This window comes from Simplicispira sedimenti (genome assembly GCF_022760965.1).
Lineage (GTDB): Bacteria > Pseudomonadota > Gammaproteobacteria > Burkholderiales > Burkholderiaceae_C > Simplicispira > Simplicispira sedimenti.
This window is the reverse complement of record NZ_JAKVIJ010000014.1, coordinates 19,208-45,096: the sequence shown is the minus strand read 5'-3', so window position 1 is coordinate 45,096 and position 25,889 is coordinate 19,208. Positions and strand designations below refer to the sequence as shown.

26 protein-coding genes and 1 tRNA gene are annotated in these 25,889 nt (G+C 60.2%); 18 read left to right on the top strand and 9 right to left on the bottom strand.

From position 1 onward, the window contains the following. Positions 1-6 precede the first annotated feature (6 nt). The 9 genes from ribD to MJ602_RS14505 form a co-directional block, all read right to left on the bottom strand. The gene (gene ribD, locus MJ602_RS14545) at positions 7-1,140 is read right to left on the bottom strand and encodes a bifunctional diaminohydroxyphosphoribosylaminopyrimidine deaminase/5-amino-6-(5-phosphoribosylamino)uracil reductase RibD (RefSeq protein ID WP_243021544.1); all 1,134 of its coding nucleotides are present in this window, start codon (positions 1,138-1,140) and stop codon (positions 7-9) included. A gap of 31 nt (positions 1,141-1,171) precedes the next feature. Next, positions 1,172-1,582 carry a type IV pilin protein gene (locus MJ602_RS14540; RefSeq protein WP_243021543.1) on the bottom strand — a complete coding sequence of 137 codons (411 nt, stop codon included), beginning with the start codon at positions 1,580-1,582 and terminating at the stop codon, positions 1,172-1,174. Positions 1,583-1,611: 29 nt separating this feature from the next. Then, positions 1,612-5,148: a pilus assembly protein gene (locus MJ602_RS14535; RefSeq protein WP_243021542.1), complete on the bottom strand. Its 3,537-nt coding sequence runs from the start codon at positions 5,146-5,148 to the stop codon at positions 1,612-1,614. An 11-nt stretch (positions 5,149-5,159) separates the two neighbouring features. Then, the gene (locus MJ602_RS14530) at positions 5,160-5,891 is read right to left on the bottom strand and encodes a pilus assembly PilX family protein (protein ID WP_243021541.1); all 732 of its coding nucleotides are present in this window, start codon (positions 5,889-5,891) and stop codon (positions 5,160-5,162) included. A gap of 17 nt (positions 5,892-5,908) precedes the next feature. Beyond that, positions 5,909-6,763 carry a PilW family protein gene (locus MJ602_RS14525; RefSeq protein WP_243021540.1) on the bottom strand — a complete coding sequence of 285 codons (855 nt, stop codon included), beginning with the start codon at positions 6,761-6,763 and terminating at the stop codon, positions 5,909-5,911. A 48-nt stretch (positions 6,764-6,811) separates the two neighbouring features. Beyond that, the gene (gene pilV, locus MJ602_RS14520; protein WP_243021539.1) at positions 6,812-7,447 is read right to left on the bottom strand and encodes a type IV pilus modification protein PilV; all 636 of its coding nucleotides are present in this window, start codon (positions 7,445-7,447) and stop codon (positions 6,812-6,814) included. After that, the gene (locus tag MJ602_RS14515; RefSeq protein ID WP_243021538.1) at positions 7,438-8,016 is read right to left on the bottom strand and encodes a GspH/FimT family pseudopilin; all 579 of its coding nucleotides are present in this window, start codon (positions 8,014-8,016) and stop codon (positions 7,438-7,440) included. Before MJ602_RS14515 ends, pilV begins: the two co-directional genes overlap by 10 nt. 15 nt (positions 8,017-8,031) lie before the next feature. Continuing rightward, positions 8,032-8,664, bottom strand: a complete 633-nt coding sequence (locus tag MJ602_RS14510) for a GspH/FimT family pseudopilin (RefSeq protein ID WP_279236336.1) — start codon at positions 8,662-8,664, stop codon at positions 8,032-8,034. Positions 8,665-8,769: 105 nt separating this feature from the next. Beyond that, positions 8,770-9,039: a hypothetical protein gene (locus tag MJ602_RS14505; protein WP_162014696.1), complete on the bottom strand. Its 270-nt coding sequence runs from the start codon at positions 9,037-9,039 to the stop codon at positions 8,770-8,772. A gap of 168 nt (positions 9,040-9,207) precedes the next feature. On the opposite strand from MJ602_RS14505, the gene rpsO reads away from it, so the two are divergent. The 18 genes from rpsO (at position 9,208) to nuoL (ending at position 25,877) form a co-directional block, all read left to right on the top strand. After that, a complete protein-coding gene (rpsO, locus tag MJ602_RS14500) occupies positions 9,208-9,474 on the top strand; it encodes a 30S ribosomal protein S15 (RefSeq protein ID WP_162016583.1) in 267 nt (88 codons plus the stop codon). 196 nt (positions 9,475-9,670) lie between these two features. Then, positions 9,671-11,911, top strand: a complete 2,241-nt coding sequence (gene pnp / locus MJ602_RS14495; RefSeq protein WP_243021537.1) for a polyribonucleotide nucleotidyltransferase — start codon at positions 9,671-9,673, stop codon at positions 11,909-11,911. Between the two features lie 90 nt (positions 11,912-12,001). Next, a complete protein-coding gene (locus MJ602_RS14490; RefSeq protein WP_243021536.1) occupies positions 12,002-12,988 on the top strand; it encodes an NAD(P)H-quinone oxidoreductase in 987 nt (328 codons plus the stop codon). A gap of 2 nt (positions 12,989-12,990) precedes the next feature. Continuing rightward, positions 12,991-13,737, top strand: coding sequence for a triose-phosphate isomerase (gene tpiA, locus MJ602_RS14485; RefSeq protein ID WP_243021535.1), 747 nt, complete (start codon positions 12,991-12,993; stop codon positions 13,735-13,737). A 41-nt stretch (positions 13,738-13,778) separates the two neighbouring features. After that, positions 13,779-14,174 carry a preprotein translocase subunit SecG gene (secG, locus tag MJ602_RS14480; protein WP_243021534.1) on the top strand — a complete coding sequence of 132 codons (396 nt, stop codon included), beginning with the start codon at positions 13,779-13,781 and terminating at the stop codon, positions 14,172-14,174. Positions 14,175-14,286: 112 nt separating this feature from the next. Beyond that, positions 14,287-14,371, top strand: a tRNA-Leu gene (locus tag MJ602_RS14475). An 81-nt stretch (positions 14,372-14,452) separates the two neighbouring features. Beyond that, positions 14,453-14,812, top strand: coding sequence for an NADH-quinone oxidoreductase subunit A (locus MJ602_RS14470; RefSeq protein WP_162016578.1), 360 nt, complete (start codon positions 14,453-14,455; stop codon positions 14,810-14,812). Positions 14,813-14,836: 24 nt separating this feature from the next. Further along, complete coding sequence (locus tag MJ602_RS14465; RefSeq protein WP_005793239.1) at positions 14,837-15,316, top strand: NuoB/complex I 20 kDa subunit family protein; 480 nt, start codon at positions 14,837-14,839, stop codon at positions 15,314-15,316. A gap of 10 nt (positions 15,317-15,326) precedes the next feature. Continuing rightward, entirely contained in the window at positions 15,327-15,935 is a 609-nt protein-coding gene (locus MJ602_RS14460) for an NADH-quinone oxidoreductase subunit C (protein WP_243021533.1), read from the top strand. 27 nt (positions 15,936-15,962) lie between these two features. After that, entirely contained in the window at positions 15,963-17,216 is a 1,254-nt protein-coding gene (locus tag MJ602_RS14455; protein ID WP_162016576.1) for an NADH-quinone oxidoreductase subunit D, read from the top strand. Continuing rightward, on the top strand, positions 17,213-17,701 hold the full coding sequence (gene nuoE, locus MJ602_RS14450; RefSeq protein WP_162016575.1) for an NADH-quinone oxidoreductase subunit NuoE: 489 nt from the start codon (positions 17,213-17,215) through the stop codon (positions 17,699-17,701). Before MJ602_RS14455 ends, nuoE begins: the two co-directional genes overlap by 4 nt. Beyond that, complete coding sequence (gene nuoF, locus MJ602_RS14445) at positions 17,701-19,056, top strand: NADH-quinone oxidoreductase subunit NuoF (protein WP_243021532.1); 1,356 nt, start codon at positions 17,701-17,703, stop codon at positions 19,054-19,056. The genes nuoE and nuoF overlap by 1 nt, the downstream gene beginning before the upstream one ends. 15 nt (positions 19,057-19,071) lie before the next feature. Next, positions 19,072-21,216, top strand: coding sequence for an NADH-quinone oxidoreductase subunit NuoG (gene nuoG / locus MJ602_RS14440; RefSeq protein ID WP_243021531.1), 2,145 nt, complete (start codon positions 19,072-19,074; stop codon positions 21,214-21,216). Beyond that, positions 21,213-22,289, top strand: coding sequence for an NADH-quinone oxidoreductase subunit NuoH (nuoH, locus tag MJ602_RS14435; RefSeq protein WP_162016572.1), 1,077 nt, complete (start codon positions 21,213-21,215; stop codon positions 22,287-22,289). The genes nuoG and nuoH overlap by 4 nt, the downstream gene beginning before the upstream one ends. Positions 22,290-22,304: 15 nt before the next feature. Next, positions 22,305-22,814, top strand: coding sequence for an NADH-quinone oxidoreductase subunit NuoI (gene nuoI / locus MJ602_RS14430; RefSeq protein WP_162016571.1), 510 nt, complete (start codon positions 22,305-22,307; stop codon positions 22,812-22,814). Positions 22,815-22,843: 29 nt separating this feature from the next. Beyond that, a complete protein-coding gene (locus MJ602_RS14425) occupies positions 22,844-23,509 on the top strand; it encodes an NADH-quinone oxidoreductase subunit J (RefSeq protein WP_243021530.1) in 666 nt (221 codons plus the stop codon). Continuing rightward, entirely contained in the window at positions 23,506-23,814 is a 309-nt protein-coding gene (gene nuoK, locus MJ602_RS14420) for an NADH-quinone oxidoreductase subunit NuoK (RefSeq protein ID WP_162016569.1), read from the top strand. Before MJ602_RS14425 ends, nuoK begins: the two co-directional genes overlap by 4 nt. A 26-nt stretch (positions 23,815-23,840) precedes the next feature. Beyond that, positions 23,841-25,877, top strand: coding sequence for an NADH-quinone oxidoreductase subunit L (gene nuoL / locus MJ602_RS14415; RefSeq protein ID WP_243021529.1), 2,037 nt, complete (start codon positions 23,841-23,843; stop codon positions 25,875-25,877). The last annotated feature ends 12 nt before the right edge of the window (positions 25,878-25,889 follow it).

Genomic DNA, 25,889 nt, shown 5'->3' with positions numbered 1-25,889 from the left:
TTTCGATCAAAACCGGTCGCGTCCGTTGACGCGGGCCAGCACGCGCAGGTCAGGCCCTACGGCTTGCACGGCCCCAAATTCCAGGGGGATGCCCTGGGCCAGATCGGCCAATGGCGCACGGTCCGCCATGCCGCGCCCTGGGCCGAGCAGGGTAGGCGCCAGGTACAGCAATAATTCGTCCACCAGCCCGGCGTCGAGCAAGGCGCCATTGAGCGTGTGCCCTGCCTCCACATGCAGCTCGTTCACGCCACGGCGAGCCAGGTCGTGTAAAACGGCCTTCAGGTTCACCCGTCCATCGGCACCAGGCAGCAGTGCCACCGCGGTGCCGCGTGCCTCCAGGGTCTGGCGGCGGGTGGCAAAGGCGGAACGGTCTGCGTCGGTATCAAATTGGCCTGCAGCGTATATCCAGCAAGCGCGACCAGATATAAAAATAGGAGCATCTGGCGGCGTCTGCAAGTGACTATCCAGCACCACCACATGGGGCTGGCGTGGCGTGGACACAGCGCGCACATCCAGTCGCGGGTGGTCTGCCAGCACCGTGCCTACACCCGTCAACACAGCACATGCACGGGCGCGCCAGGCATGTCCATCGGCCCGCGCCGCATCTGATGTAATCCATTGGCTGGCGCCGTTGTGCAGTGCCGTGGTGCCGTCCAGCGACGCTGCCACCTTGAGCCGCACCCAGGGTGTGCCCCGCACCATGCGGCTGAAAAAACCCAGGTTCAGCTCGCGCGACTGTGCAGCACCCTGGCCCACCTCCACGGTCACCCCAGCGGCACGCAGCCGGGCAAAGCCCTGGCCCGCTACCAGGGGGTTGGGGTCTTCCAGGCTGGCCATGACCTTGCCAATGCCTGCGGCAATCAGCGCATCGCAACATGGCCCGGTGCGCCCCTGGTGAGCGCACGGCTCCAGCGTGACCCAGGCCGTGGCACCTCGTACATTGTTGCCCCGTGCTTCGGCATCACGCAGCGCCATCACCTCGGCATGCGGGCCGCCAGCCTGCTGGGTAAAACCTTCACCCAGCACCTGCCCATCGGGCGCGGTGATGACGCAGCCTACACGGGGGTTGGGGTTGGAAAGAAAAAGCGCCTGGGCGGCTAGCCCAAGCGCTCGGGTCATGGGGGGCGCTGGTGTTGTCATGGCGCCCTGGATGGTAACGGATGGTTGAGGGCTATTTGCCCCAGCACTGAGTCACGATATCTCCAGTGGTTGTTCCATTGGCTCCACGCAGCCCGGTGTTGGTCAGCGTGTAGTTGCCACATTTGTCACCAGTTTGGCCTGCCTTGGGAGTCGCAGTCAGGGTGAATGTGGCACCGTCTGAAACGACGCTGATGTCGTATCGGTTGTTGGGAATGGCCTTTAGATTGGCGGGAAATGCTGCAGTCAGAGGATAGGTGCCAGTGGCCGTGGCGGCCCGTTCCAGCCATTGGGCCGCCTGAAGAAGACCTGCCCTGGCTTCTGCCCGGTGACCGCGGCGGATGTACTCGTTGTAGCTGGGATAGGCAATGGCAGTCAGGATGGCAACCACCGCCACCACGATCATCAACTCGATGAGCGTGAAACCCTGGTGTTTTTTTTGCATGAAATCTTGGCTCCTGATTCAGTTGCGGATCATTGCAGTTGGCGCCAGCTCGGGCGCATGGGCGACTCGGGCATGGGTGCAATGGGTGCATCCTTTGTCCCATCGGCATTGGTGATGTCGGTCTTTCCATCGGGCGTTTGCATGATGCTCTTGCTGCCTTTGGGGGTGGTCTGGCGCGACACTTTATCGTCCGAGTCGTTGTAGAACGTATCTCCATCCTTGTCCAGCAACTGCACGCTGGCGCGCTTGCCATCAACGATGTTCATAAGCGTCAGGAATTGCTTTTCTTCCTTGGGTGAGGGCTTGCAGGTTTCCTCCAGCGTGTTTCCGCCAGAAGCCGGAATCTGGGTCCATGCCATCAGCATGTTGCTGTTGTCATGAAAAATCATGGGTTTGAGCAGTCGCTCGCCTTCTTCAGGCAGGTGGAAGTACCAACCCTTCTTGGCACTGAAGTCCACGGCATTCTGGGTCATTTCCCAGAAAGAGCGGCCGGAGCTGATACCAGAGCCTACCTTGCTGCCACCGGTGATCTTCTGCTCCACCAACTGGGCAGTGCCGGTTCCCACCACAGTTGGCGTGACGGCAGTGTCTATTTCGATCTTGTCCTTGTTGGGGCCAGTTTTGATGAGCTTGTAACGTGTGTTGTCAAGCACGGAATAGATGGTTTGTTTGGACGTATCAGTACGATCACCCTCGGTGACGTTTCGACCGGTGCCGAATGCAACCATCATTCCCCCAACGGGGGTGCCATCCGACAGATAGCGGTCATTGGGTCGGACAGAAGGTACGGTGGTAATGGGCTGAGGAGAGGTGCTGCCGCCGGATGTGTATGCAGCGGTGTACAGGGGGCTGCCGCCGAAAGCCACGCCCCAATCACTGGTACTGGCCGACGAAAGGTCGAATTTCCAGAGGTTGCCTTTCAGGTCACCTGCATACGCAAGGTCAGGCATGCCGTCCGAGTTGATGTCCACCAGCCGTGGGGCTGACAGCCCGTTGGCAGTGGCATTGGTACCTGTGCTTGCTGCCACGATACGCTGTAGGGAAAAGTCACCTGTGGCTCCGTCCACAAACTGGATCAAAAGAACGGGCCTCTCATTCTTGCTGTTGTATCCGTTGCCCATGACTACTGCCCATTTGCCGTTGTTCATGCGCGTGATCTGGGTCACCTTGTAGGCATTGGTGTCATCCATCACGGGTTCACCAAAGATGTGCCCAATATCCGCTTCCGGGTTCGTTGGCGTGTTGGCGACCGTGTCGTCCTTGTGCCAGGTTTGATCCAGAACCACCAAACTAGCGGCATTGGCTTTGGTGAACGTGTTGACAATGCTCCCATCGGTGCTTCCAGGGCGAGTCACGTCGAGCATGAAGTAGCCTTTTCCGCCGGCACCAAGGCTGCCTACAAGCAGGGTACGCCAATCCGGCGAGCCAGTGATACCCCAGTTGACATCACCGGTGTAGGGGGATCCGTCCACGTAATAACGGTGGTTGTAGCCAGGCTTGCTCAGTTCTGGCAAATTGGCGATCACGCCTTTGGGTACAAAGGCCAGACGTTCCTGTCCATCCTTGGCTGAAAACCCGTGCAACATTCCATCGTTGCCGCCCACGTAGATCATGGGGTTGCGGTTCTTGAAGTTCTTGGTGAACAGTGAGTACCCTGGTAGGCTGAAACCACTGGAAGGCTCGGCGACATACCAGATACCGGAGTTCACGATGTCGCCCTGGCGTGAAGTGCGAACCCTGAAGGGCGCCGCAGCCGTGGTGCCCTCAAAAGTGCGGTCGCCGCGGATGAAGTTCACCCGCTTTTCGCCCCATTCGTCCGTGCCTCCGTCCTTCATGAGGTTCTTCTGAGTGGTGCTGAGTTTGGTGGTGCCTGCCTCCCATTCGAACACCACGCCCTTGTTGGTGCTGTCGTTGGTAGTGAGTATCACTCGGCTGGTGATGTCGGCGGCCGTCAGGGCGTCCAGCTTGTCGGCGGTGGTGACGCGGTCGTTGGGAGGGGCTGCTGGTTTGATGCCCCAATCCGGATTGGCGCTGCGCGTACCGGTGGTCTTGGCGATTCTGTCGGAGCGCACAAAACCCTTCCAGCCGTTGGCATCGTACCCGGAAACAAAGGCCCCGACGTCGGAGCGCGCAAACGTGGACGATGAACTTGCGAAGCCTGTAATGGGCGTCGAGGTGTCCTCAATGATCTGGTTCAGAATCTTTTTGAAGGCGGTTGCCAGTTCCGTGGAATTGGTTGCCGGCATGAACTTGCCGCGGCCATTGATGGCCATGTGCCACAGCTCGTACATGCGGGCCCGGCTGATCAAGCCATCGGTGTACTCGTTACGGGCTGTGGGGTTGTTGAGTCGGTTTTCTTCCAGCAGGCTGGTGTTGCGCTGGCTTTCGCAAGGCATGTTGCCACTGGTGCCACAGAACGGCGTAGGCCATTGCTTCTCTCCGGTCACAATCCGCCAGAAGTCTCCTGCATGGGTTCTTTCATCGATGGCGCCCGTGCTGGCAAATGCCGGCCAGTCGCCTGCGGTGCCCGATGGAATGGAAAGATTGGCCGCATTGTTGAAACCGATGCTGTAGGTCACCATGTTCTGCCATGTGGCCGGGTTGTTCTTGGGGTTCCAGTACTCTTGCAGGGTGGTGGCAGAAAGCCCGGAACCAAAGGTTTCATCCCCCGATTTGTTGATGATGGGCACCATTTCATTGGCAATGCCGGGTTGCAGGTCTGTGGCCCAGTCGCGGAAGGCCAGATCGGCCAAGGTGTTCATGCCGTTGTTGTCGGTGTAGTCGGTCCACGCAGTCCAGGCGCAGGAGCTGCAAGCGCGCGTTCTTCTTTGGGCAGTAAAGCTCGCATAGCCCCAATTGTCGCGGTACACCCGCGTTTGGTCTGAAGTGGGGCTGTAAGCCTTGCCGTCCGGCAATGTCCATGGGGAACCGTCCAGGTTGGCATTGGCACCGTTGAGAATACGCACTTGCGTCATGCGATCCGCATCGGCAAAGGCTGCAGTGCCGTTGGCGCCGTTCCACTCTCCGTCGGTCATGAAGATGTGGTAGGCCTTTCTGCAGGTCATGGGAGAAGGGTCTACCGTGCCGGGGGTCTTGTTCCAGGGGCTGTTGGCGCCGGTGGTACGCAGATACTCTCCTGCCGCTCTTACCATGGGAAAGGAGGGCGTCCAGCCGCTGGCGGTAAGGGTGTCCACCCAGGTCAAAAAATTGGTGCGGTGCGTGCCTCCCAGCGACTTCATGGTGTTGTTGCCTGAGCAGGGGCTTGATGCATTGGGAATGCCGCTGCAGCGGTTCATCGACTGCCAAGCCAATCGAATGCGCCCATCGGGCACGTTGCTGGCACTGAACGTGGTCTTAAGAGCGTCCTTCAGTGCTGTGATGCCCGCAGTGCCCATACTGCCGGAATCGTCCACGGACACGATGACATTGGGGGCCGGCTCCACGCTGGCAGAGCCAGCTGGGTACTGAACCAGATCGAGGGGGGCCGCCTGGAGGATGTGGGGCGAGCCCATCGTGCCTACCAGCAAGCTGAGGAAGGTGCGCTTGAATGCAACGGTTTTCTTCATGACTGGCTCCTTCAGTTCTTGAGTTTTTGACGGACATAGGTGGACTGCAAGACCACCTGTGTATTGGCTTTGAGCCCTCGGGCCACTGCGGTGATGCGGTAGGCCACATTGGGCTTGAGATTCAGCCCCAACTTGGTTGAACCACCCGACATCAGGCTGGAGTTTCCGGCGGAACTGTCGTAGGGAAGTACTTCGACCCAGTACCAGCCCCCTTGGCCTGCGGTGGTGTTCTTCAGAATGGGATGGCTGGCTTTGCTGGCACCTGTGCCCACTTCTGCGCCAGTGAACTGGCCGTACCTGGCACCTTCGGGCAACATGGCGTCCAGTGTGGTTTTGTCGTTCCAGAAGTCCTGCTTGTCGGTGCGCTTGGCGCAAATGCCTTTGATGCAGCCCTTGGTGCTGATGGCCGCTTCCAAGGTGGGTATCAGTGTGATGAAGGTTTCCTTATCCTCCACGGGATACCAAACGCTGGTGCCTGCTCGGCAGATGTCCGTGCTCCCCCCGGGAACGCAGGGTGATCCATCTGACCGGGTGCCCTGGATGTCGAACTCGGCGTCTTGCAACAGGGCCTGCGCTGCTTCATAGGCGCGCTGGTAATCGGCATCGTTGCCAACGATCAGTTCGTTGAAAAGCGCGGTGCGTGATCCCCACAACGCGAGAAGCATGGAGAGCATGACCAAAACGATGACCACCAATAGCGAGACGCCACTTTGCTTTGGTCTGGATGCGTTGATGTAGTGCATGGTATGTTCCATGAGGTTCAGCCAGCCAGGCCCTGGCTTCGCAGTTGATACACGTTGCGAAACGGCATGTGTAAACGGTTTTTTCTGTTTGCGGCGAGGGTGCCCGTATTGCTCATGTTGATCGGCCCCGCAGCGGGGTCGCACCCGTTGTAGGTGGCGCCATCCGGCAGAGAAATGGGCTCGTCGCCAAAAAGTACCAAGCAAACTTCCACTCCAAATACGCCGGACCAATCAGCCCCGGCGGTGGCGGCATCAACATATTGAATTGTCGGTTGACCCGTTGCGCCTCCGGTCTGAACAAGATATCGGACGTAGAAATCGGCAACGTTGCGCAGCACAGATTGCGCGGTGTTGTCTGCGCCTGCGCATCGCAGTTCATTGTTTTCAAGAACAAACTGGCTTACCACGACGGTTGGCGATGGATTGCTTCCCAGGCAATCACGAAACAGCGACACATCCGAAGCCGACGTAAAGCTGGCTTCCGTATAGTTTTGGTATGCAACCGATAGCTTGTATTCACCGGTTGTGGGGCTGTCTTTTCCACCAATAGGGGCAGTAATGCTTGGGTCTGGTGTAAATGCCACTACATCTGTGGCCTCGATGGGAGTTCCTGGCACCTTTTGCACCGCAAGGTTGAGTTGTATTGAGGCAGCCTGCCGAAGTTGTTGCCCGATCACGCGAAACGCGTACGACGCCTGCTGCTGAATCTGGCTGGCATCTGACACGGTTCCTGAAACACCCCTGGATACCATCAGTGCTCCGATGGCCACCGCAATGGTCAGGAGACCGATGGCGATGCCCACCATCAGTTCGATCAGTGTGACGCCAGCTTGCCTGCCCGGGCCAGGCGAGATGGGATTATGGTGAATCATAAAAACTACTCCGAACGCACTACTTCCGTGAATATTCCAAGAATCTGGTCACATGAGATCTGATTTGGCAGTGGGGCAAAAATACTTGTTCTGTCCCGGTCCGCCTGCGGTATATATCGTGCACCGCGAATTCAGTTGTATGTATTGCAAATGACAAATACGGTTGGCAGGGCAGGAGATGCCCGCGGCGCCGGTATTGTCGGGAGTGAAAACAGCAGCGGCTGCGGCATCACTTTCGTTTTCGCGCCAACTGATCATGACGCCCAGTTGCCTGCGGTTGGCAGGGGTGGCTTCGTCCGCAGACAGAAAGACCGCAGCATCGCCCAGCGGAAGGGTATCGGCTACTGCTTGTTTCCAGACAGCGATATCGTATTGGGCCAGTTGCTCTGAATTGCACACGCCCGACTTGCAATTGACGGGCGGTGCGCCTGGTGCGCCAAAGCCTTTGACATACTGCGCGATGTTGGCAAGTGCATTGGGGTTGACTTTGGCGCGTTCGCTCAGGTCTTCCACCAAGCGAATCGCCTGTGCGCGGCGAACGCCGGTTTGTGTGTCCGCCAGGGTGCGCATTTGTACACCCACGATGCCAAGGATGCCAAGGGCCATGATGACAATGGACACCAAGGATTCAATAAGACTGAAGCCTTTTTGGGCCCGACGCTGGAGATGAGATGTCATGTGCATGGAACTTCCTTGGAGACACGAATGCGGCCGCCGGAGCTCATGCAAAGTCCCTGCGTCGCGGATGAAGAAATGCCTTCAGGTTCTGGAGAAAAAATAAAGCCCTTTGCGTTGAGGCCGCTCATCATTCCGTAGCGATCGACCTTGATGCTTTGACCGCCACCCTTGTGGATCACGTTGGTGTTTGCAGGGGTTGCAACCGTGCGGAGGCGTTCTTCGGTGGCTTGCCATTTGCCGTCGCTGTTTTCATCGGCAAATACGAACCACCCGCAGCCCCATTCTTCGGCGGTGCTCGCCAGTGTGCAGCCTGGTGTTGTTTTGGGCAGCTTCTGTATGGCAATACGCCCCCCACGCCTGATGGCCTCGGAACGCGCAAGAAACAAGGTGGATTGCATAGCCTCCAGCGCGTCGCGTACCCGCCAGCGATCCACCAGTGGCTTGAAGCTGGGAATGGCCAATGCGGCCAGAATCGCCATGATGGCCACTGTGACTATCAGTTCAATCGCCGTGAATCCGCCCGCGCCCCTGGAGGTGTGGGCTGATGGGCCAGCGTTTGCAATGAGGGAGTTCATGGTGGGGCACTCTTGCTAGCAGCTTTCGCTGCCCTTCTTCCGAAGGGTTCGTCCACCTCTGCCGACGCACAACCGGGCGCTGCTGGGTTCGGTGAGCGCTTTGTCCTTGGGTTTCAGCTCAAACGTCATGTCCAGGGGGTTAGTGCTTCCACTTCCGGAGTGGGACATCATTCCCCAGCGATCCACAGCAATTTTTCCGGTGCTATCGGGTAGGCTGATGTCCAGCCGGGTTGGAGCTGCCGCGACCTGTAGATCACATTCGTTGGGAGTATTGGCAATGACGCAGGCATCCTGAGAGCCATTGCCATTGGCATCAAAAAAAACCGTCCAGCCGCAACCCCATTGCGTATCACCCGTGGCCGATGTGCAGGTTCCGCTGTTGGGGCGCTTTTCAATGATGATGTTGCCCCCTCGTTTGATGGCCTCTGAGCGTGCGAAAAAAAGCGTCGACGTCAAACTTTCCGCGGCGTCGCGTACACGCCAGCGTTCAATCAATGGAGTAAAGCTGGGTCCAGCCAATGCCGCCAGGATGGCCAATATGGACACCACCACCATTAATTCAATGGCAGTAAATCCACTTTGGTGCGCACCAGCAACTCGGGTGGGAGCCGGGATTGGAAACGCGCGCAATGGGGTCAAGGGTCGCATGGGGTCATCCTAGGTGCAGTGAGGGAGGGCGGCTGAGCGGTGCCGACGAATGGCATGTTGGTGCTGACAAGCGGTCAATCCCCGGTGATTGACTTGATCTATCGATCAGCGTGTGTATCCCAGGCAGGCGCCCGCATTGTGCATGCCCTTGCATTCCCGTTTCAGGCGTTTGTCGCGCTGGGCGGGTGTTTCTTCCGAGGGGCTGCGGTGGTAGGTGATCTTGCTGACACCCTTGCGGGGTTTTTCTGTCTGGGTGCTGTTCTGGTCATTGGCCTTGCGCTTGGCCCAGGTGTCTGCCGGATAGGTGACCAATGCCAGGCAAACGACAAGGGTGCAGGCGAACAAGGGGTGGTGGTTTCTGCGTGGTGTGGTCATGGCGTGCGGGGTGGGTGAGGGGCGGGTTGCCTTGTGCAGTTATAATCCACCTGTTTTGCATGGTGCAAGACGCACGTCAGGGCTTGTTCCGGCTCCTGGCGCAAGTAAAACCAAGGTGTGCACGCTTTTTTCAAGAGTGGGCCCGCCGTTCATTCAAGGACATTTCCAATGATCGCCTCTTCTGTCAAGGCCGAAGTCGTCAAGGCCAACCAACGTGCTGCCAATGATACCGGCAGCCCCGAAGTCCAGGTGGCGCTGCTGACTGCCCGCATCAACGAACTGATGCCTCACTTCAAGGAGCACGCCAAGGACCACCATGGTCGCCGTGGCCTGCTGCGCATGGTGAGCCGTCGCCGCAAGCTGCTGGATTACCTCAAGGCCAAGGACGCCGACCGTTACACCGCGCTGATCGCCAAACTGGGTCTGCGCAAGTAAGCCGCATTGCACGCATGAACGCCTGGGTTAGCACGCTAGCTCAGGCGTTTTTTACTTTTGCTGGTGTGCCGAGCAGATCGAAGCTGTGTCATTCCAATGAACTCCGCGGGCGGTTTCACTGGAATGGCATCGTTTGCTGAATTGGCCGCCAGAGCCCGCTGGTATTGCGTAACCAGCTATTAAATCAGGAGCAACTATGAGCATTTTCAACAAAGTTACCAAGTCTTTCCAGTGGGGCGACAAGACCGTCGTCATGGAAACGGGTGAAATCGCCCGCCAGGCCTCCGGCGCCGTGCTGGTGAACATCGACGACACCGTGGTGCTGGCCACCGTGGTGGCCTCCAAGTCGGCCAAGCCGGGCCAGGATTTCTTCCCGCTGACGGTGGACTACATCGAGAAGACCTACGCCGCCGGCAAGATCCCTGGCAGCTTCTTCAAGCGTGAAGCCAAGCCCAGCGAACTGGAAACGCTGACCAGCCGCCTGATCGACCGTCCGATCCGTCCGCTGTTCCCCGAAGGCTTCTTCAACGAAGTGCATGTGGTCATCCACACCCTGTCGCTCAACCCTGAGGTCGATGCCGACATTGCCGCCATGATCGCTTCGAGCGCTGCCCTGGCGGTCTCCGGCATTCCCTTCAGCGGTCCCATCGGCGCGGCCCGCGTGGGTTACATCAATGGGGAATACGTGCTCAACCCTGGCCAGACGGCGCGCAAGAACAGCCAGATGGATCTGGTCGTGGCAGGCACCGAGGCCGCCGTGCTGATGGTCGAATCCGAAGCGCAGCAGCTGCCCGAGGACGTGATGCTGGGCGCCGTGGTGTTTGGCCACGAGCAGGGCAAGATCGCCATCAACGCCATCCACGAGCTGGTGCGTGACGCTGGCAAGCCCGCCTGGGAATGGCAAGCCCCTGCCAAGGACGAGGCGCTGATCGCCAAGGTCACCCAACTGGCCGAGGACAAGCTGCGCGCCGCCTACCAGATCCGCAACAAGCAGGCCCGCACGCACGCTTGCCGCGAAGCCTATGCCGTGGTCATGGCTGACCTGAAGGAAGCCGGTGTCGAGTTCGACGCCGTCAAGGTCGAAGGCATGCTGTTCGACATCGAAGCGCGCATCGTGCGCAGCCAGATTCTGGCGGGCGAACCCCGTATCGACGGCCGCGACACGCGCACCGTGCGCCCCATCGAAATCCGTGGCAGCGTGCTGCCGCGTGCGCATGGCTCGTCGCTGTTCACACGGGGTGAAACCCAGGCGCTAGTGGTGACCACGCTGGGCACCGAGCGCGATGCGCAGCGCATCGATGCGCTGGCCGGCGAGTACGAAGACCGCTTCATGATGCACTACAACATGCCTCCCTTTGCCACTGGCGAAGTGGGCCGCATGGGCAGCACCAAGCGCCGCGAGATCGGTCACGGCCGCTTGGCCAAGCGCGCTCTGGTGGCCTGCCTGCCGAGCAAGGAAGAATTCCCCTACACCATGCGCGTGGTGTCGGAAATCACCGAATCCAACGGCTCCTCGTCGATGGCTTCCGTCTGCGGCGGTTGCCTGTCTCTGATGGACGCCGGCGTGCCCATGAAGGCGCACGTGGCCGGCATCGCCATGGGCCTGATCAAGGACGGCAACCGTTTCGCCGTGCTGACCGACATCCTGGGTGATGAGGACCACTTGGGCGACATGGACTTCAAGGTGGCCGGTACGACCAACGGCATCACCGCCCTGCAGATGGACATCAAGATCCAGGGCATCACCAAGGAAATCATGCAGGTCGCACTGGCCCAAGCCAAGGAAGCGCGCATGCACATCCTGGGCAAGATGCAAGAAGCCATGGGTGAAGCCAAGACCGAAGTGTCCAACTTCGCGCCCAAGCTCTACACCATGAAGATCAACCCCGAGAAGATCCGCGACGTGATCGGCAAGGGCGGCGCCGTGATCCGTGCGCTGACCGAAGAAACGGGCTGCCAGATCAACATCGAGGAAGACGGCACCATCACCATCGCCGCCACCGAAGCCGCCAAGGCCGATGAAGCCAAGCGCCGCATCGAGCAGATCACGGCCGAAGTGGAAATCGGCAAGGTCTATGAAGGCCCGGTCACCAAGATCCTGGACTTCGGTGCCCTCATCAATCTGCTGCCCGGCAAGGATGGTCTGCTGCACATCAGCCAGATCGCCCACGAGCGCGTGGAAAAGGTCACCGATTACCTGAGCGAAGGCCAGATCGTCAAGGTCAAGGTGCTGGAGACCGACGAGAAGGGCCGTGTCAAGCTGTCCATGAAGGCTCTGGCCGAGCGCCCTGCAGGCTTCAGCGACCGCCCGGCCCCCGCAGAGCGCCGTGAGCGCGAGCCGCGCGCACCGCGCGAGGTGCGCGAGCCCCGCGATCCGGGTGCCGATCAGCAGCAACAGCAGCAAACGGTCGGCAACCAGGACCAGATGCAGTCCTGATCCATTGATAGAATGCTATTATTTTGATAGCTACTTGCGCTCTATCCACGGGCGCTAGTGGCAAAAAATAGCATCAAGTCTGAGCCCTCCATGCAGGCCATCGAAATCTCCGCCTTTGGCGCCCCTGAGGTGCTGCGCGTGTGCGAACGCGCGCAGCCCGTGCCGGGCGTGGGCGAGGTGCTGATCCGCGTGGCGGCCAGCGGGGTGAATCGCCCCGATGTGCTGCAACGCAAGGGCCACTATCCCGCCCCGCCGGGCGCGAGCGATCTGCCGGGATTGGAGGCGGCGGGTGTGATCGAGTCCGGGGATGTGCAGGCCATGGCGGCGCACGGCTTGCAGCCGGGGGATCGTGTCTGTGCCCTGTTGGCTGGTGGTGGCTATGCCCAGTGGTGCGTGGCGCCGGTGGAGCAGTGCCTTCCGGTCCCTGCGGGCTTGACCGATGCCGAAGCGGCCTCGTTGCCTGAAACATTTTTCACCGTCTGGAGCAATGTTTTTGACCGCGCACGTTTGCAGGCGGGCGAAGCCTTGCTGGTGCAGGGTGGGAGCAGCGGCATTGGCGTGGTGGCCATCCAGCTCGGGCGTGCATTCGGTGCCACCGTCATCGCGACGGCGGGGAGCGAGGACAAATGCGCTGCCTGTCTGGCCTTGGGGGCGCATCACGCGATCGCTTACCGCAGCCAGGACTTCGTGGCCGAGGTGATGCGCATCACGCAGGGCAGGGGGGCTGATGTGGTGCTGGACATGGTGGCAGGCGATTACGTAGCGCGCGAGGTCGATTGCCTTGCCGAAGACGGGCGCATTGCCATCATCGCGGTGCAGGGCGGGGTGCAGGCTGCATTTGATGCAGGCAAGCTGCTGCGCAGGCGTATGACCATTACCGGCTCCACGCTGCGGGCACGCTCCACGGCCTTCAAGGGTGCCATCGCCCGCGCCTTGCGCGAGCGTGTGTGGCCCTTGCTTGCATCGGGCGCCGTGCGTCCGGTGGTGTACCGCAGCTTTGCTGCCCATGAGGCGGCACAGGCCCATGCGCTGATGGAGTCCAACCGGCATATCGGCAAGATTGTTTTGACCTGGTGACCATGATGAAAAAACTCATTGCAGGCAACTGGAAGATGAACGGCAGCCTGGCTGCCAACGAGGCGCTGGTGCATGCGCTGCGCGATGGCGTGGGCGCAGCCCCCGCCTGTGATGTGGCGCTGGCCGTGCCTGCGCCCTACCTGGCGCAGGTGCAGGCGCTGGCAGCGGGCTCTGGCCTGGCTTTGGCGGCGCAGGATGTATCGCAACACGAGTCCGGCGCTTACACGGGCGAGTTCTCGGCAGCCATGCTGCGCGACTTTGCGGTACGTTATGTGTTGGTGGGGCATTCGGAGCGCCGCCAGTACCATGGCGAGACCGATGTGCATGTGGCTGTGAAAGCCCAGCGCGCCCTGGCCGCAGGTATCACCCCCATCGTGTGTGTGGGTGAAACGCTGGAAGAACGCGAAGCAGGGCAAACCGAAGCGGTGGTGCGTCGCCAACTGGCGGCGGTGATTCACCTCAACGGCCATTGCATCAGCGAGGTGGTGGTGGCCTACGAGCCGGTCTGGGCCATTGGCACGGGCAAGACCGCCACGCCCGAGCAGGCGCAGCAGGTGCATGCCGTGTTGCGTGCGCAGCTTGCAGCGGCCAGTCCCCATGCGGCCAAGATTCGCTTGCTGTACGGCGGCAGCATGAATGCCGCGAATGCGGCGCAGTTGCTGGCCCAGCCCGATATCGACGGCGGTCTGGTGGGCGGTGCTTCGCTCAAGGCTGCAGACTTTTTGCAAATTATTGCCGCAGCCCAATAACGGCGGGTGGTACACGCTATTCAATCAGGAGTATTTCAAGAATGAACTTGCTAGTGAACTTGTTGTTGACGGTCCAGATCCTGGCCGCTTTGGGCATGATTGGGCTGATCCTCATTCAGCACGGCAAAGGTGCCGATATGGGTGCTGCGTTTGGCAGCGGCAGCTCGGGCAGTCTGTTCGGTGCGTCGGGTGGTGCCAACTTCCTGTCGCGCACCACGGGGGTGTTGGCGGCGGTGTTTTTTGTCTGCACGCTGATGCTGGCCTACTTTGGCAATGCACGTCCGGCCAGCACGGGAAGTGTGCTGGAGACGCCGGCTGCCGTTGCTCCTGCGGCGGCGCCCGATGCGGGCTCTGCGGCGGCCATTCCAGGTGCCGCAGCACCAGCTACCGCACCTGTGGTTCCGGCTTCTGGTGCAGGTCAAATTCCTGTGAAATAAAAACACAAGAAATGCGACGCCGGACACCGTAACAGGGTTTTTCCGGGGTAGAATTTGAGTCTGTCTGGGAAGCCAAAGCCAAGTGGTTCCTCATGCCACCCAGACACGATAAGCCGTCGTGGTGAAATTGGTAGACACGCTATCTTGAGGGGGTAGTGGCGAAAGCTGTGCGAGTTCGAGTCTCGCCGACGGCACCAAACAACATACAAACAGGCCTGTCCGCGTGTTCCGTCCTGCGGACATGACGGGCGAGGCTCCACGGTGAGCGCATCCACAAGATGAACCTCGATCAATATCTCCCCGTCCTCCTGTTCATCTTGATTGGCATTGCGGTGGGTATCGTGCCCCTGGTTCTGGGGTACATCCTCGGCCCCAACCGCCCTGATCCTGCCAAAAACTCCCCCTACGAGTGTGGCTTCGAAGCCTTCGAAGATGCGCGCATGAAATTCGATGTGCGCTACTACCTCGTCGCCATTCTTTTCATTCTTTTCGATCTGGAAATTGCCTTTCTGTTCCCCTGGGCGGTCTCGCTGCAGGAGGTGGGCGTGACCGGCTTTGTGGCCGTGGTGATTTTTCTGGCCGTTCTGGTCGTGGGTTTTGCCTACGAGTGGAAAAAAGGCGCCCTGGATTGGGAATGATCGGCTAGCACGAGGAACGACGCAATGATTGAAGGCGTGATGAAGGAAGGCTTCATCACCACGAGCTATGACTCCGTGGTGAACTGGGCCAAGACGGGTTCGCTCTGGCCCATGACGTTTGGCTTGGCGTGCTGTGCGGTCGAGATGATGCACGCAGCCGCAGCGCGCTACGACATTGGTCGCTTTGGCGCCGAGGTGTTCCGCGCCAGCCCTCGTCAGTCCGATCTGATGATTGTGGCCGGCACGCTGTGCAACAAGATGGCGCCTGCACTGCGCAAGGTGTACGACCAGATGAGCGAGCCGCGCTGGGTGCTCTCCATGGGCTCTTGCGCCAACGGTGGTGGCTACTACCACTACAGCTATTCCGTGGTGCGTGGCTGCGATCGCATCGTGCCGGTGGATGTGTACGTGCCGGGCTGCCCGCCCACGGCCGAGGCGCTGATCTACGGCATCATCCAGCTGCAGCAGAAGATCCGCCGCACCAACACCATTGCACGCGCCTGAGGGGAGGGCTATGACATCTGTTGCCATTCGACCCGAGGAACTCAGGGATCACATTGCCCAGGCGCTGGGTGCGCTGGCCCGTTCTGTGACCCTCGCCCGTGGTGAAGTCACCGTGGTGGTTGCCGCCGACCAGTATTTGCACGCCATGCAGTTGCTGCGCGATGCGCCCACCTGCCGCTTCGAACAGCTCATTGACCTGTGCGGCCTCGACTATTCTGCGTATGCGGATCGCGTGAACGAGGGTCCGCGCTACGCCGTGGTATCGCACCTGTTGTCTGTTTCCCTCAACCAGCGTGTGCGGGTGCGCGTGTTCTGTCCTCAGGACGATATGCCGGTGGTGGCGTCGGTCACGGGCCTGTGGGCTTCTGCGGCATGGTTTGAGCGCGAGGCGTTCGACCTGTTCGGTATCGTGTTCGAAGGGCACAACGACCTGCGCCGTATCCTCACGGACTATGGTTTCATCGGCCACCCGTTCCGCAAGGACTTCCCGCTGTCGGGTCATGTGGAAATGCGCTACGACGCCGATCAACGCCGCGTGATGTATGAGCCAGTCAGCATCGAGCCGCGTGAGATCACGCCACGCATCATCCGCGAAGAAAACTACGGAGGCCTGCACTGAGGCCTGAGTGCTTTTCAGTGATCCATCATGGCTGAAATCAAGAACTACTCTCTCAACCTCGGTCCGCAGCACCCTGCAGCCCACGGCGTGCTGCGCTTGGTGCTGGAACTCGACGGCGAGGTCGTCCAGCGCGCCGACCCGCACATCGGTCTGCTGCACCGCGGCACCGAAAAGCTGGCCGAGCACAAGACTTTCCTGCAATCGCTGCCTTACATGGACCGCTTGGACTACGTGTCCATGATGTGCAACGAGCATGCCTACTGCCTGGCCATTGAAAAGTTGCTGGGCATCGAAGTGCCGCTGCGCGCGCAGTACATCCGTGTGATGTTCTCGGAAATCACGCGATTGCTCAACCACCTGATGTGGCTGGGTTCGCACGGCAACGACTGCGGCAGTTCCACCATCCTGATTTACACCTTCCGCGAGCGTGAAGACCTGTTCGACATGTACGAAGCCGTGTCGGGCGCGCGCATGCACGCAGCGTATTTCCGGCCGGGCGGCGTGTACCGCGATCTTCCTGATTCCATGCCCCAGCACCAGGAAAGCCGTATCCGCAGTGCCAAAGCAGTGCAGGAGCGCAACGCCAACCGCCAGGGTTCGCTGCTGGACTTCATCGAGGATTTCACCCGCCGCTTCCCCGGCTATGTGGATGAGTATGAAACCCTGCTCACCGACAACCGCATCTGGAAGCAGCGAACCGTGGGCATTGGCGTGGTCACCCCCGAGCGCGCCCTGAACCTGGGCATGACCGGCCCCATGCTGCGCGGCTCCGGCATTGCCTGGGACCTGCGCAAGACCCAGCCCTACGAGGTTTACGACCGCGTCGATTTCGACATCCCCCTGGGCAAGACGGGCGACTGCTACGACCGCTACCTGGTGCGCGTGCAGGAGATGCGCGAGTCCAACCGCATCATCAAGCAGTGCGTGGACTGGCTGCGTGCCAATCCCGGTCCGGTCATCACCGACAACCACAAGGTGGCGCCGCCCGCACGGGATCGCATGAAGTTCGGCATGGAAGACCTGATCCACCACTTCAAGCTGTTCTCCGAAGGTTTCCATGTGCCCGAGGGTGAGGCCTACGCTGCCGTGGAGCACCCCAAGGGTGAGTTTGGTATTTATCTGGTCAGTGACGGTGCGAACAAGCCTTACCGCATGAAGATCCGCGCCCCCGGTTTCGCACACCTGGCCACCATGGACGAAATGGCGCGCGGCCACATGCTGGCCGACGTGATCGCCATCATCGGCACCATGGATATCGTGTTCGGGGAGATTGACCGATGATTTCTGAAGCGACCAAGGCGCGCTTTGCGCGTGAAGTGGCCAAGTACCCGGCAGAGCAGAAGCAGTCTGCCGTGATGGCCTGCCTGGCCATCGTGCAGCAAGAGCAGGGCTATGTGAGCCAGGAGAGCGAGGCGGGCATTGCCGAGTACCTGGGCATGCCCGAGATCGCCGTCCACGAGGTGACGACCTTCTACAACATGTACAACCAGCAGCCGGTGGGCAAGTACAAGCTCAACGTCTGTACCAACCTGCCTTGTCTGCTGCGCGATGGTGGCAAGGCCCTGGAACATCTGGAACACAAGCTCGGCATTGCGGCAGGCGAGACCACCGCCGACGGCATGTTCACCCTGCAAGAGTGCGAGTGCCTGGGCGCCTGCGCCGATGCGCCCGTCATGCTGGTCAATGACCGCAGCATGTGCAGTTTCATGAGTGGCGAGAAGCTCGATCAGTTGGTCGACAACCTGCGTACTGCGGAGGGCAAATAATGACCACGGCAGCACAGGTGCTCTCCCAGTTTCAGGCCACCGGTGTGGAAACCTGCTTCCACGATCGGCACATTGATCCGCAAATTTACGCTGGCCTGAATGGCTCCAACTGGCGTCTGCAGGACTATGAGGCGCGCGGTGGCTACCAGGCACTGAGGAAAATTCTGGGCAAGGATGGGGGCGAAGGTCTCAATCAGGATCAGGTGATTGCCACCGTCAAGGAGTCCGGCCTGCGCGGTCGGGGGGGCGCTGGATTTCCCACCGGGCTGAAGTGGAGCTTCATGCCGCGCCAGTTCCCGGGTCAGAAGTACCTGGTGTGCAACTCCGACGAGGGAGAGCCGGGGACCTGCAAGGACCGCGACATCCTGATGTTCAACCCCCACATCGTGATTGAAGGCATGATCATTGCCGGCTTTGCGATGGGTATTAGCGTGGGTTACAACTACATCCACGGCGAGATTTTCCAGGTGTACGAGCGCTTCGAGGCGGCACTGGAAGAGGCGCGCGCAGCGGGCTACCTGGGCAGCAACATCCTGGGCAGCAACTTCAGCTTCCAGTTGCATGCCCACCATGGTTTCGGTGCCTACATCTGCGGCGAGGAAACCGCTTTGCTCGAATCGCTGGAAGGCAAAAAGGGCCAGCCGCGCTTCAAGCCGCCGTTCCCTGCCAGCTTCGGTTTGTATGGCAAGCCCACCACCATCAACAACACCGAGACCTTTGCTGCGGTGCCCTGGATCATCCGCAACGGTGGCGCAGCCTACCTGGCCTGCGGCAAGCCCAACAACGGTGGCACCAAGATCTTCTCGGTCAGCGGCGATGTCGAGCGTCCAGGCAACTACGAAATTCCCTTGGGCACCCCGTTTGCCAAGCTGCTGGAACTTGCCGGTGGCGTGCGCAAGGGGCGCCAACTCAAGGCCGTGATTCCTGGCGGTTCTTCTTCGCCCGTGCTGCCTGCCTCCGTGATCATGGAGTGCACCATGGACTATGACTCCATCGCCAAGGCAGGTTCCATGCTGGGTTCGGGCGCTGTCATCGTCATGGACGACAGCCGCTGCATGGTGGAGTCGCTCAAGCGTCTTTCCTACTTCTACATGCACGAGTCCTGTGGCCAGTGCACGCCTTGCCGTGAAGGCACAGGCTGGCTCTGGCGCCTGGTGGACCGCATCCACCGTGGTGAGGGGCGTCCTGCCGACATGGACCTGCTCGACAACGTGGCCAGCAACATCATGGGCCGCACCATCTGCGCCCTGGGTGATGCAGCGGCCATGCCGGTGCGTGCGATGCTCAAGCATTACCGGCACGAATTTGCGGCAATGATCCGCACCACGAGTCCTCAGGCCACCACTTCTGCCTGATCGCGAGAAAAGCATATGGTTGAAATCGAACTGGACGGGCAGAAGGTGGAGGTTGCCGAAGGCAGCATGGTGATGCATGCGGCCGAAAAGGCGGGCACCTACATTCCGCACTTCTGCTACCACAAGAAACTTTCTATCGCCGCCAGCTGCCGCATGTGCCTGGTGGAGGTTGAAAAAGCCCCCAAGCCCATGCCGGCCTGCGCCACACCCGTGACGCAAGGCATGATCGTGCGCACCAAGAGCGACAAGGCCATCCATGCCCAGAAGTCGGTCATGGAATTCCTGCTCATCAATCACCCGCTGGACTGCCCCATTTGCGACCAAGGTGGTGAGTGTCAGCTGCAGGACCTTGCGGTGGGTTATGGTGCTTCGTCCACACGCTATGAAGAAGAAAAGCGCGTGGTCAAGCCCAAGGATGTGAGCCCGCTCATTTCCATGCAGGAAATGACCCGCTGCATCCATTGCACCCGTTGTGTGCGCTTCGGTCAGGAAATTGCCGGTGTCATGGAACTGGGCATGGTGCATCGCGGCGAGCATGCCGAAATCACCACCGTCAAGGACGACACGATCGACTCGGAGCTGTCGGGCAACATGATCGACATCTGTCCGGTCGGCGCGCTCACCAGCAAGCCCTTCCGCTACAGCGCCCGTACCTGGGAGTTGTCGCGCCGCAAGTCGGTCAGCCCGCACGACTCCACGGGTGCCAACCTGATCGTGCACGTCAAAAACCACAAGGTCATGCGCGTGCTGCCGTTCGAGAATGACGACGTCAACGAATGCTGGATTGCCGACCGAGACCGTTTCTCCTACGAGGCCCTGGACAGTGCCGAGCGACTGACCAAGCCCATGCTCAAGCAGGGTGGCCAGTGGGTCGAGGTCGATTGGCAGACCGCTCTGGAGTACATCGCCAATGGTGTGCAATGCATCACCAAGGAAAACGGTGCAGGCGCTCTGGGTGCGTTGGTCAGCCCGCACAGCACGGTCGAGGAGTTGTATCTTGCCGGCGCGCTGATGCGCGGACTGGGCAGCCCCAACCTGGATTACCGCCTGCGCCATGCTGATCTGCGCAAGCCGCAAGGCGTGCGCTGGCTGGGCCGATCGGTGGCCTCGCTGTCGCAGCTGCAATCGGTGCTGGTCGTGGGCTCCAACCTGCGCAAGGACCATCCGCTGTTTGCCCAGCGCATCCGCCAGGCGGCGCGCAAGGGTTGCACGGTGCTGTCCATCGACAACGCGGTACGTGACTGGGCCATGCCTGTGGCGCAGACCCTGGTGGCCAATCATGGTGCATGGCTGCAAGCACTGGCCGACGTGGCGGCTGCCTTGGCACAGGAAAAGGGTGTGAGCGCACCTGTGGCGCAAGGTCGTGCCGACGAGCCCACAGCCCGTGCCATCGCCCAGGCGTTGCTGCGCGGCGAACACAAGGCCGTGTTGCTCGGTAATGCAGCCGCTCACCATGCCCAGGCCAGCGAGCTGCTGGCCTTGGCCGGTTGGATTGCACAGCAGGCCGACGCCACCGTGGGCTTCCTGACCGAGGCGGCCAACACTGTGGGCGCACAATGGATGCAAGCATTGCCTGGCGAAGGCGGAATGGACGCTGCGCAAATGTTGCAAGGCAAGATCAAGGGTCTGTTCCTGTTGAACAACGAGCCGGAGTTTGACAGTGCTGCTGGTGCACAGGCAGTGGCTGCGTTGGGCAAGGTGGAAATGGTGGTGACACTGAGTCCCTTCAAGACCAACCTCGAATTCAGCGATGTGCTGTTGCCCATTGCACCGTTCACCGAAACATCGGGCAGCTTCGTGAATGCCGAAGGGCGTCTGCAAAGCTTCCACGCTGTGGTTCGTCCACTGGGCGAGACCCGCCCAGGTTGGAAGGTGCTGCGTGTGCTGGGCAATCTGCTGGGTCTGCAGGGTTTCGATTTCGAGACTTCGCAAGACGTGCTGGGGCGCGCCACCGGTGCGGCTGTCGGCTCGGTATCCCATGTTCCCCAAGGGTTGCTGAGCAATGCCGTGGCCGACGGCATGCCCCAGTCCGTGCAAGTGGTGGATGTTCCCGCTCCGGCGGTCGCTTCCCTCTACCAGCTCGATGGTCTGGTGCGCCGTGCGACCTCTCTGCAATTGACCACCGATGCCCGCCTGGCCCGTGAAGGAGTAGCAGCGTGATCGATGCAATCTACAACTTCGGCCTCAATCTGCTGGCCCAGGGATGGTGGACGGGTGCGGCCTGGCCGGTCATCTGGAACCTCATCAAGATTGTGGTGGTGCTTCTGCCCCTGATGGGTGCCGTGGCTTACATCACGCTGTGGGAGCGCAAGCTTCTGGGCTTCATGCAGGTGCGCCATGGCCCCAACCGCGTTGGCCCGTTCGGTCTGCTGCAGCCCATTGCCGATGCGCTCAAGCTGCTGACCAAGGAAATCATCCAGCCCAGTGCAGCCTCCAAGGGCCTGTTCATTCTCGGGCCCGTCATGGCCATCATGCCCGCTCTGGCGGCTTGGGTGGTCATCCCCTTCGGCCCTGAGCTGGCACTGGCCAACGTCAACGCGGGTCTGCTGCTGTTGATGGCCATCACCTCGATCGAGGTCTATGGTGTGATCATTGCAGGTTGGGCCTCCAACTCCAAGTACGCCTTCCTGGGTGCACTGCGTGCTTCGGCCCAGATGGTGAGCTATGAAATCGCCATGGGCTTCTGCTTCCTGGTGGTCATCATGGTCACGGGCAGCATGAACCTGACCGAGATTGTGCTGAGCCAGACGCGTGGCATGGCTGCCAACATGGGGCTGTCCTTCCTGTCCTGGAACTGGCTGCCGCTGCTGCCCATCTGCGTGGTGTACATGATTTCGGCAGTGGCGGAGACCAACCGCCATCCCTTCGACGTGGTGGAAGGCGAGGCCGAGATCGTCGCCGGTCACATGGTCGAGTATTCGGGCATGGGCTTTGCCATCTTCTTCCTGGCCGAGTACGCAAGCATGTGGCTGGTGTCGATTCTGGCCGTGCTGATGTTCTTTGGTGGCTGGCAGGCTCCTGTCGCAGCACTGGACTTCATCCCAGGCTGGATCTGGCTGGGCATCAAGACCTTTGTGATGATCTCCATGTTCATCTGGATCCGGGCCACCTTCCCCCGGTTCCGCTATGACCAGATCATGCGTCTGGGCTGGAAGATCTTCATTCCGGTCACCCTGGTGTGGCTGCTGATCGTCGGGGGCTGGTTGCTCTCGCCGTGGAATATCTGGAAATAAGGCGGGGACATACCCATGGCTTCCGTTGCTGCTGCTTCTTTTTCGCTCCGCGATTTCGTCAAGAGCTTTCTGCTGGTCGAGCTGGTCAAGGGCATGTCCCTGACCGGGCGCTACGCCCTGCGCCGCAAGGTTACCGTCCAGTACCCTGAGGAAAAAACACCGCTGTCGCCCCGTTTTCGGGGGTTGCACGCCCTGCGCCGCTATGAAAACGGCGAAGAGCGTTGCATCGCCTGCAAGCTGTGCGAGGCCGTGTGCCCCGCGATGGCCATCACCATCGAGTCGGATGTGCGCGAGGACGGCACACGTCGCACCACGCGCTATGACATCGACCTGACCAAGTGCATTTTCTGCGGTTTTTGCGAAGAAAGCTGCCCGGTGGACTCCATCGTGGAGACCTCCATCTTTGAATACCACGGCGAAAAGCGCGGCGACCTTTACTTCACCAAGGAAATGCTGCTGGCCGTGGGAGACCGCTTCGAAGGCGACATCGCTGCCGCCAAGGCTGCGGACGCCCAGTACCGCTGACGCGGCAGACCACTACAAAGAACCGATTCATGGACGCCAAGACTGGTTTTTTCTATCTGTTCTCGGTCGTGCTGCTGTACGCAGCCTTCCGGGTCATCAGCGCCCGCAACCCGGTGCACGCGGTGCTGCACCTCATGCTGGCTTTTTCCCAGGCTTCAGGCCTGTGGCTGCTGCTCAAGGCAGAGTTTCTTGCCATTGCCCTGGTGCTGGTGTACCTGGGTGCGGTGATGGTGCTGTTCCTCTTCGTGGTGATGATGCTTGACGTGGATGTCGAGGGCATGCGCCAGGGTTTCTGGAAGCATTTCCCGCTGGCCGCCACCATTGGTGCACTCGTTGCCCTGGAAATGGCGGCAGTGCTTATGGGCGGCTTCCGTGGCATGGAGGAGCCCAAGGCCGTGGCCGCTGTGCTGGATGCGGCGGGCCAACCGGTCGTGGTTTCCAATGCCAAGGCCCTGGGTGAGCTGATGTACACCAAGTACCTCTATCCGGTGGAAATCGCTGCCGTCATCCTTTTGGTGGCCATGATTGCTGCCATTGCCCTGACCCTGCGTACCCGCAAAGACACCAAGACCATCAATCCGTCGCAGCAGGTGCATGTGCGTGCCGCGGACCGTCTGACGGTCGTCAAGATGGCTGCCACACGCCAGGCTCCGGTACCTGAGCCAGCCGCCAATGCCGAGGAGAAGAAAGCATGACGCCCACACTGGGACATTTTCTGACGCTGGGCGCCATGCTGTTCGCCCTGGCCGTGGTCGGCATTTTCATGAATCGCCGCAACCTCATTGTGTTGCTGATGGCCATTGAACTGATGCTGTTGGCCGTCAACATGAACTTCGTAGCCTTCTCGCATTACCTGGGTGATATGCACGGACAGGTGTTCGTGTTCTTCATCCTGACCGTGGCGGCGGCTGAGTCGGCCATTGGTCTGGCCATCCTGGTGCTGCTGTTCCGCAACAAGGCCAACATCGACGCGGAATCCCTCGACACCCTCCAGGGTTGAGTCTCCGAAAGCCAAGGTTCTCCACAATGAGTCAAACCCTTTCTGCTTCAACGCTCCTGGCCGTTCCGCTCGCGCCACTGGTGGGCGCCGCGCTGGCGGGCATCTTCGGCACGACCTTCGGCGGCAACTGGATCGGTCGCCGCCTGAGCCACAGTCTTACCATCCTCGGGGTGCTGGTCGCCTTCATCCTGTCGGCAATGACGCTCAAGAGCGTGGCCGTGGATGGCGCGCGTTTCAACGAGACCATCTACACCTGGATGGTGGTCGGCGGACTCAAGATGGAGGTGGGCTTTTTGATCGACAGCCTTACCGCCATGATGATGTGCGTGGTCACCTTCGTGTCGCTCATGGTGCACATCTACACCATCGGCTACATGGAAGAGGACGAAGGCTACAACCGCTTCTTTGCCTACATCTCTCTGTTCACCTTCTCCATGCTCATGCTCGTCATGAGCAACAATCTGCTGCAGTTGTTCTTCGGCTGGGAGGCAGTGGGCTTGGTGTCCTATTTGCTGATCGGCTTCTGGTTCAACAAGCCCACGGCCATCTTCGCCAACATGAAGGCCTTTCTGGTCAACCGTGTAGGTGACTTCGGCTTCATCCTGGGCATCGGCCTGATTGCAGCCTACACTGGCACACTGAACTACGGCGAGGTCTTTGCCAAGGCCACGCAGTTGGGGATGATCGAGTTCCCTTGGTACGTGATGGGCCAGGACGTCATGCTCATCACCGTGATCTGCATCTGCCTGTTCATCGGCGCCATGGGCAAGTCGGCGCAGTTCCCGCTGCATGTCTGGCTGCCCGATTCGATGGAAGGCCCCACGCCTATTTCTGCGCTGATCCACGCCGCCACCATGGTGACGGCCGGCATCTTCATGGTGGCGCGCATGTCGCCGCTGTTTGAGCTGTCGGATGCTGCTCTGAACTTCATTCTGGTCATTGGTTCCATCACCGCGTTGTTCATGGGCTTTCTGGGCATCATCCAGAACGACATCAAGCGCGTGGTGGCGTACTCCACGCTCTCGCAGTTGGGTTACATGACGGTGGCTCTGGGTGCATCGGCCTACTCGGTGGCAGTGTTCCACCTGATGACCCACGCGTTCTTCAAGGCGCTGTTGTTCCTGGGCGCTGGCTCGGTGATCATGGGCATGCACCACAACCAGGACATCCGTTGGATGGGTGGGGTGCGCAAATACATGCCCATCACCTGGATCACGTCGCTGCTGGGTTCGCTGGCCCTGATCGGTACGCCGCTGTTCTCGGGCTTTTACTCCAAGGACAGCATCATCGAGGCTGTGCATTTCAGCCAGTTGCCGGCGGCCGGGTTTGCGCATTTTGCGGTGCTGGCAGGTGTGTTCATCACCGCCTTCTATTCGTTCCGCATGTACTTCCTGGTCTTCCATGGCAAGGAGCGCTATGACCAGAACCCCGATGCGCACCACCATGACGACCATGGCCACCACGGCCATGATGACCACCATGCTCCGCATGAGTCGCCCTGGGTGGTGACAGTGCCACTGGTCCTGTTGGCCATTCCCTCGGTCGTGATCGGCTACATGACCATCCAGCCCATGCTGTTTGGTGATTTCTTCAAGGACGTGATCTTTGTCGATGCGGTGCGGCATCCGGCCATGGCCAAGTTGGCAGAAATCTTCCACGGCCCGGTGGCCATGGCCTTGCATGGTCTGCAGACGCTGCCTTTCTGGCTTGCGGTCGCGGGCGTGGCTGCTTCGTACTACATGTACATGGTCAATCCAGCGTTGCCTGCGGCTATCCAGCGCATGTTCCAGCCGCTGCACACGTTGCTTGAAAACAAGTACTACATGGACTGGTTCAACGAGAACGTGATTGCCCGTGGTGCCCGTGCGCTGGGCGTGGGGCTCTGGAAGGGTGGCGACCAGGCCGTGATCGACGGCACGCTGGTCAATGGTTCCTGGAAGATCGTGGGCTGGGTTGCCGGTCTGGTGCGCAAGGTGCAGACGGGTTACGTCTTCCACTACGCGCTGGTGATGATCCTGGGCATCTTCGTGCTCATGACGTACTTCGTCTTGCTCAACAAGTAGGAGAACAACAAA

Excerpts from the sequence above, each read along its gene's own strand:
- MJ602_RS14515 (WP_243021538.1), bottom strand. The coding sequence starts at position 8,016 with ATGAACTCCCTCATTGCAAACGCTGGCCCATCAGCCCACACCTCCAGG.
- MJ602_RS14460 (WP_243021533.1), top strand. The coding sequence starts at position 15,327 with ATGACATCTGTTGCCATTCGACCCGAGGAACTCAGGGATCACATTGCC.
- nuoE (WP_162016575.1), top strand. The coding sequence starts at position 17,213 with ATGATTTCTGAAGCGACCAAGGCGCGCTTTGCGCGTGAAGTGGCCAAG.
- secG (WP_243021534.1), top strand. The coding sequence starts at position 13,779 with ATGAACTTGCTAGTGAACTTGTTGTTGACGGTCCAGATCCTGGCCGCT.
- nuoK (WP_162016569.1), top strand. The coding sequence starts at position 23,506 with ATGACGCCCACACTGGGACATTTTCTGACGCTGGGCGCCATGCTGTTC.
- nuoI (WP_162016571.1), top strand. The coding sequence starts at position 22,305 with ATGGCTTCCGTTGCTGCTGCTTCTTTTTCGCTCCGCGATTTCGTCAAG.
- rpsO (WP_162016583.1), top strand. The coding sequence starts at position 9,208 with ATGATCGCCTCTTCTGTCAAGGCCGAAGTCGTCAAGGCCAACCAACGT.
- MJ602_RS14455 (WP_162016576.1), top strand. The coding sequence starts at position 15,963 with ATGGCTGAAATCAAGAACTACTCTCTCAACCTCGGTCCGCAGCACCCT.
- MJ602_RS14470 (WP_162016578.1), top strand. The coding sequence starts at position 14,453 with ATGAACCTCGATCAATATCTCCCCGTCCTCCTGTTCATCTTGATTGGC.
- pilV (WP_243021539.1), bottom strand. The coding sequence starts at position 7,447 with ATGCACATGACATCTCATCTCCAGCGTCGGGCCCAAAAAGGCTTCAGT.
- nuoF (WP_243021532.1), top strand. The coding sequence starts at position 17,701 with ATGACCACGGCAGCACAGGTGCTCTCCCAGTTTCAGGCCACCGGTGTG.
- MJ602_RS14510 (WP_279236336.1), bottom strand. The coding sequence starts at position 8,664 with ATGCGACCCTTGACCCCATTGCGCGCGTTTCCAATCCCGGCTCCCACC.
- MJ602_RS14490 (WP_243021536.1), top strand. The coding sequence starts at position 12,002 with ATGCAGGCCATCGAAATCTCCGCCTTTGGCGCCCCTGAGGTGCTGCGC.
- MJ602_RS14525 (WP_243021540.1), bottom strand. The coding sequence starts at position 6,763 with ATGATTCACCATAATCCCATCTCGCCTGGCCCGGGCAGGCAAGCTGGC.
- ribD (WP_243021544.1), bottom strand. The coding sequence starts at position 1,140 with ATGACAACACCAGCGCCCCCCATGACCCGAGCGCTTGGGCTAGCCGCC.
- nuoL (WP_243021529.1), top strand. The coding sequence starts at position 23,841 with ATGAGTCAAACCCTTTCTGCTTCAACGCTCCTGGCCGTTCCGCTCGCG.
- MJ602_RS14505 (WP_162014696.1), bottom strand. The coding sequence starts at position 9,039 with ATGACCACACCACGCAGAAACCACCACCCCTTGTTCGCCTGCACCCTT.
- MJ602_RS14425 (WP_243021530.1), top strand. The coding sequence starts at position 22,844 with ATGGACGCCAAGACTGGTTTTTTCTATCTGTTCTCGGTCGTGCTGCTG.
- nuoG (WP_243021531.1), top strand. The coding sequence starts at position 19,072 with ATGGTTGAAATCGAACTGGACGGGCAGAAGGTGGAGGTTGCCGAAGGC.
- pnp (WP_243021537.1), top strand. The coding sequence starts at position 9,671 with ATGAGCATTTTCAACAAAGTTACCAAGTCTTTCCAGTGGGGCGACAAG.
- MJ602_RS14465 (WP_005793239.1), top strand. The coding sequence starts at position 14,837 with ATGATTGAAGGCGTGATGAAGGAAGGCTTCATCACCACGAGCTATGAC.
- MJ602_RS14530 (WP_243021541.1), bottom strand. The coding sequence starts at position 5,891 with ATGCACTACATCAACGCATCCAGACCAAAGCAAAGTGGCGTCTCGCTA.
- MJ602_RS14535 (WP_243021542.1), bottom strand. The coding sequence starts at position 5,148 with ATGAAGAAAACCGTTGCATTCAAGCGCACCTTCCTCAGCTTGCTGGTA.
- MJ602_RS14540 (WP_243021543.1), bottom strand. The coding sequence starts at position 1,582 with ATGCAAAAAAAACACCAGGGTTTCACGCTCATCGAGTTGATGATCGTG.
- tpiA (WP_243021535.1), top strand. The coding sequence starts at position 12,991 with ATGATGAAAAAACTCATTGCAGGCAACTGGAAGATGAACGGCAGCCTG.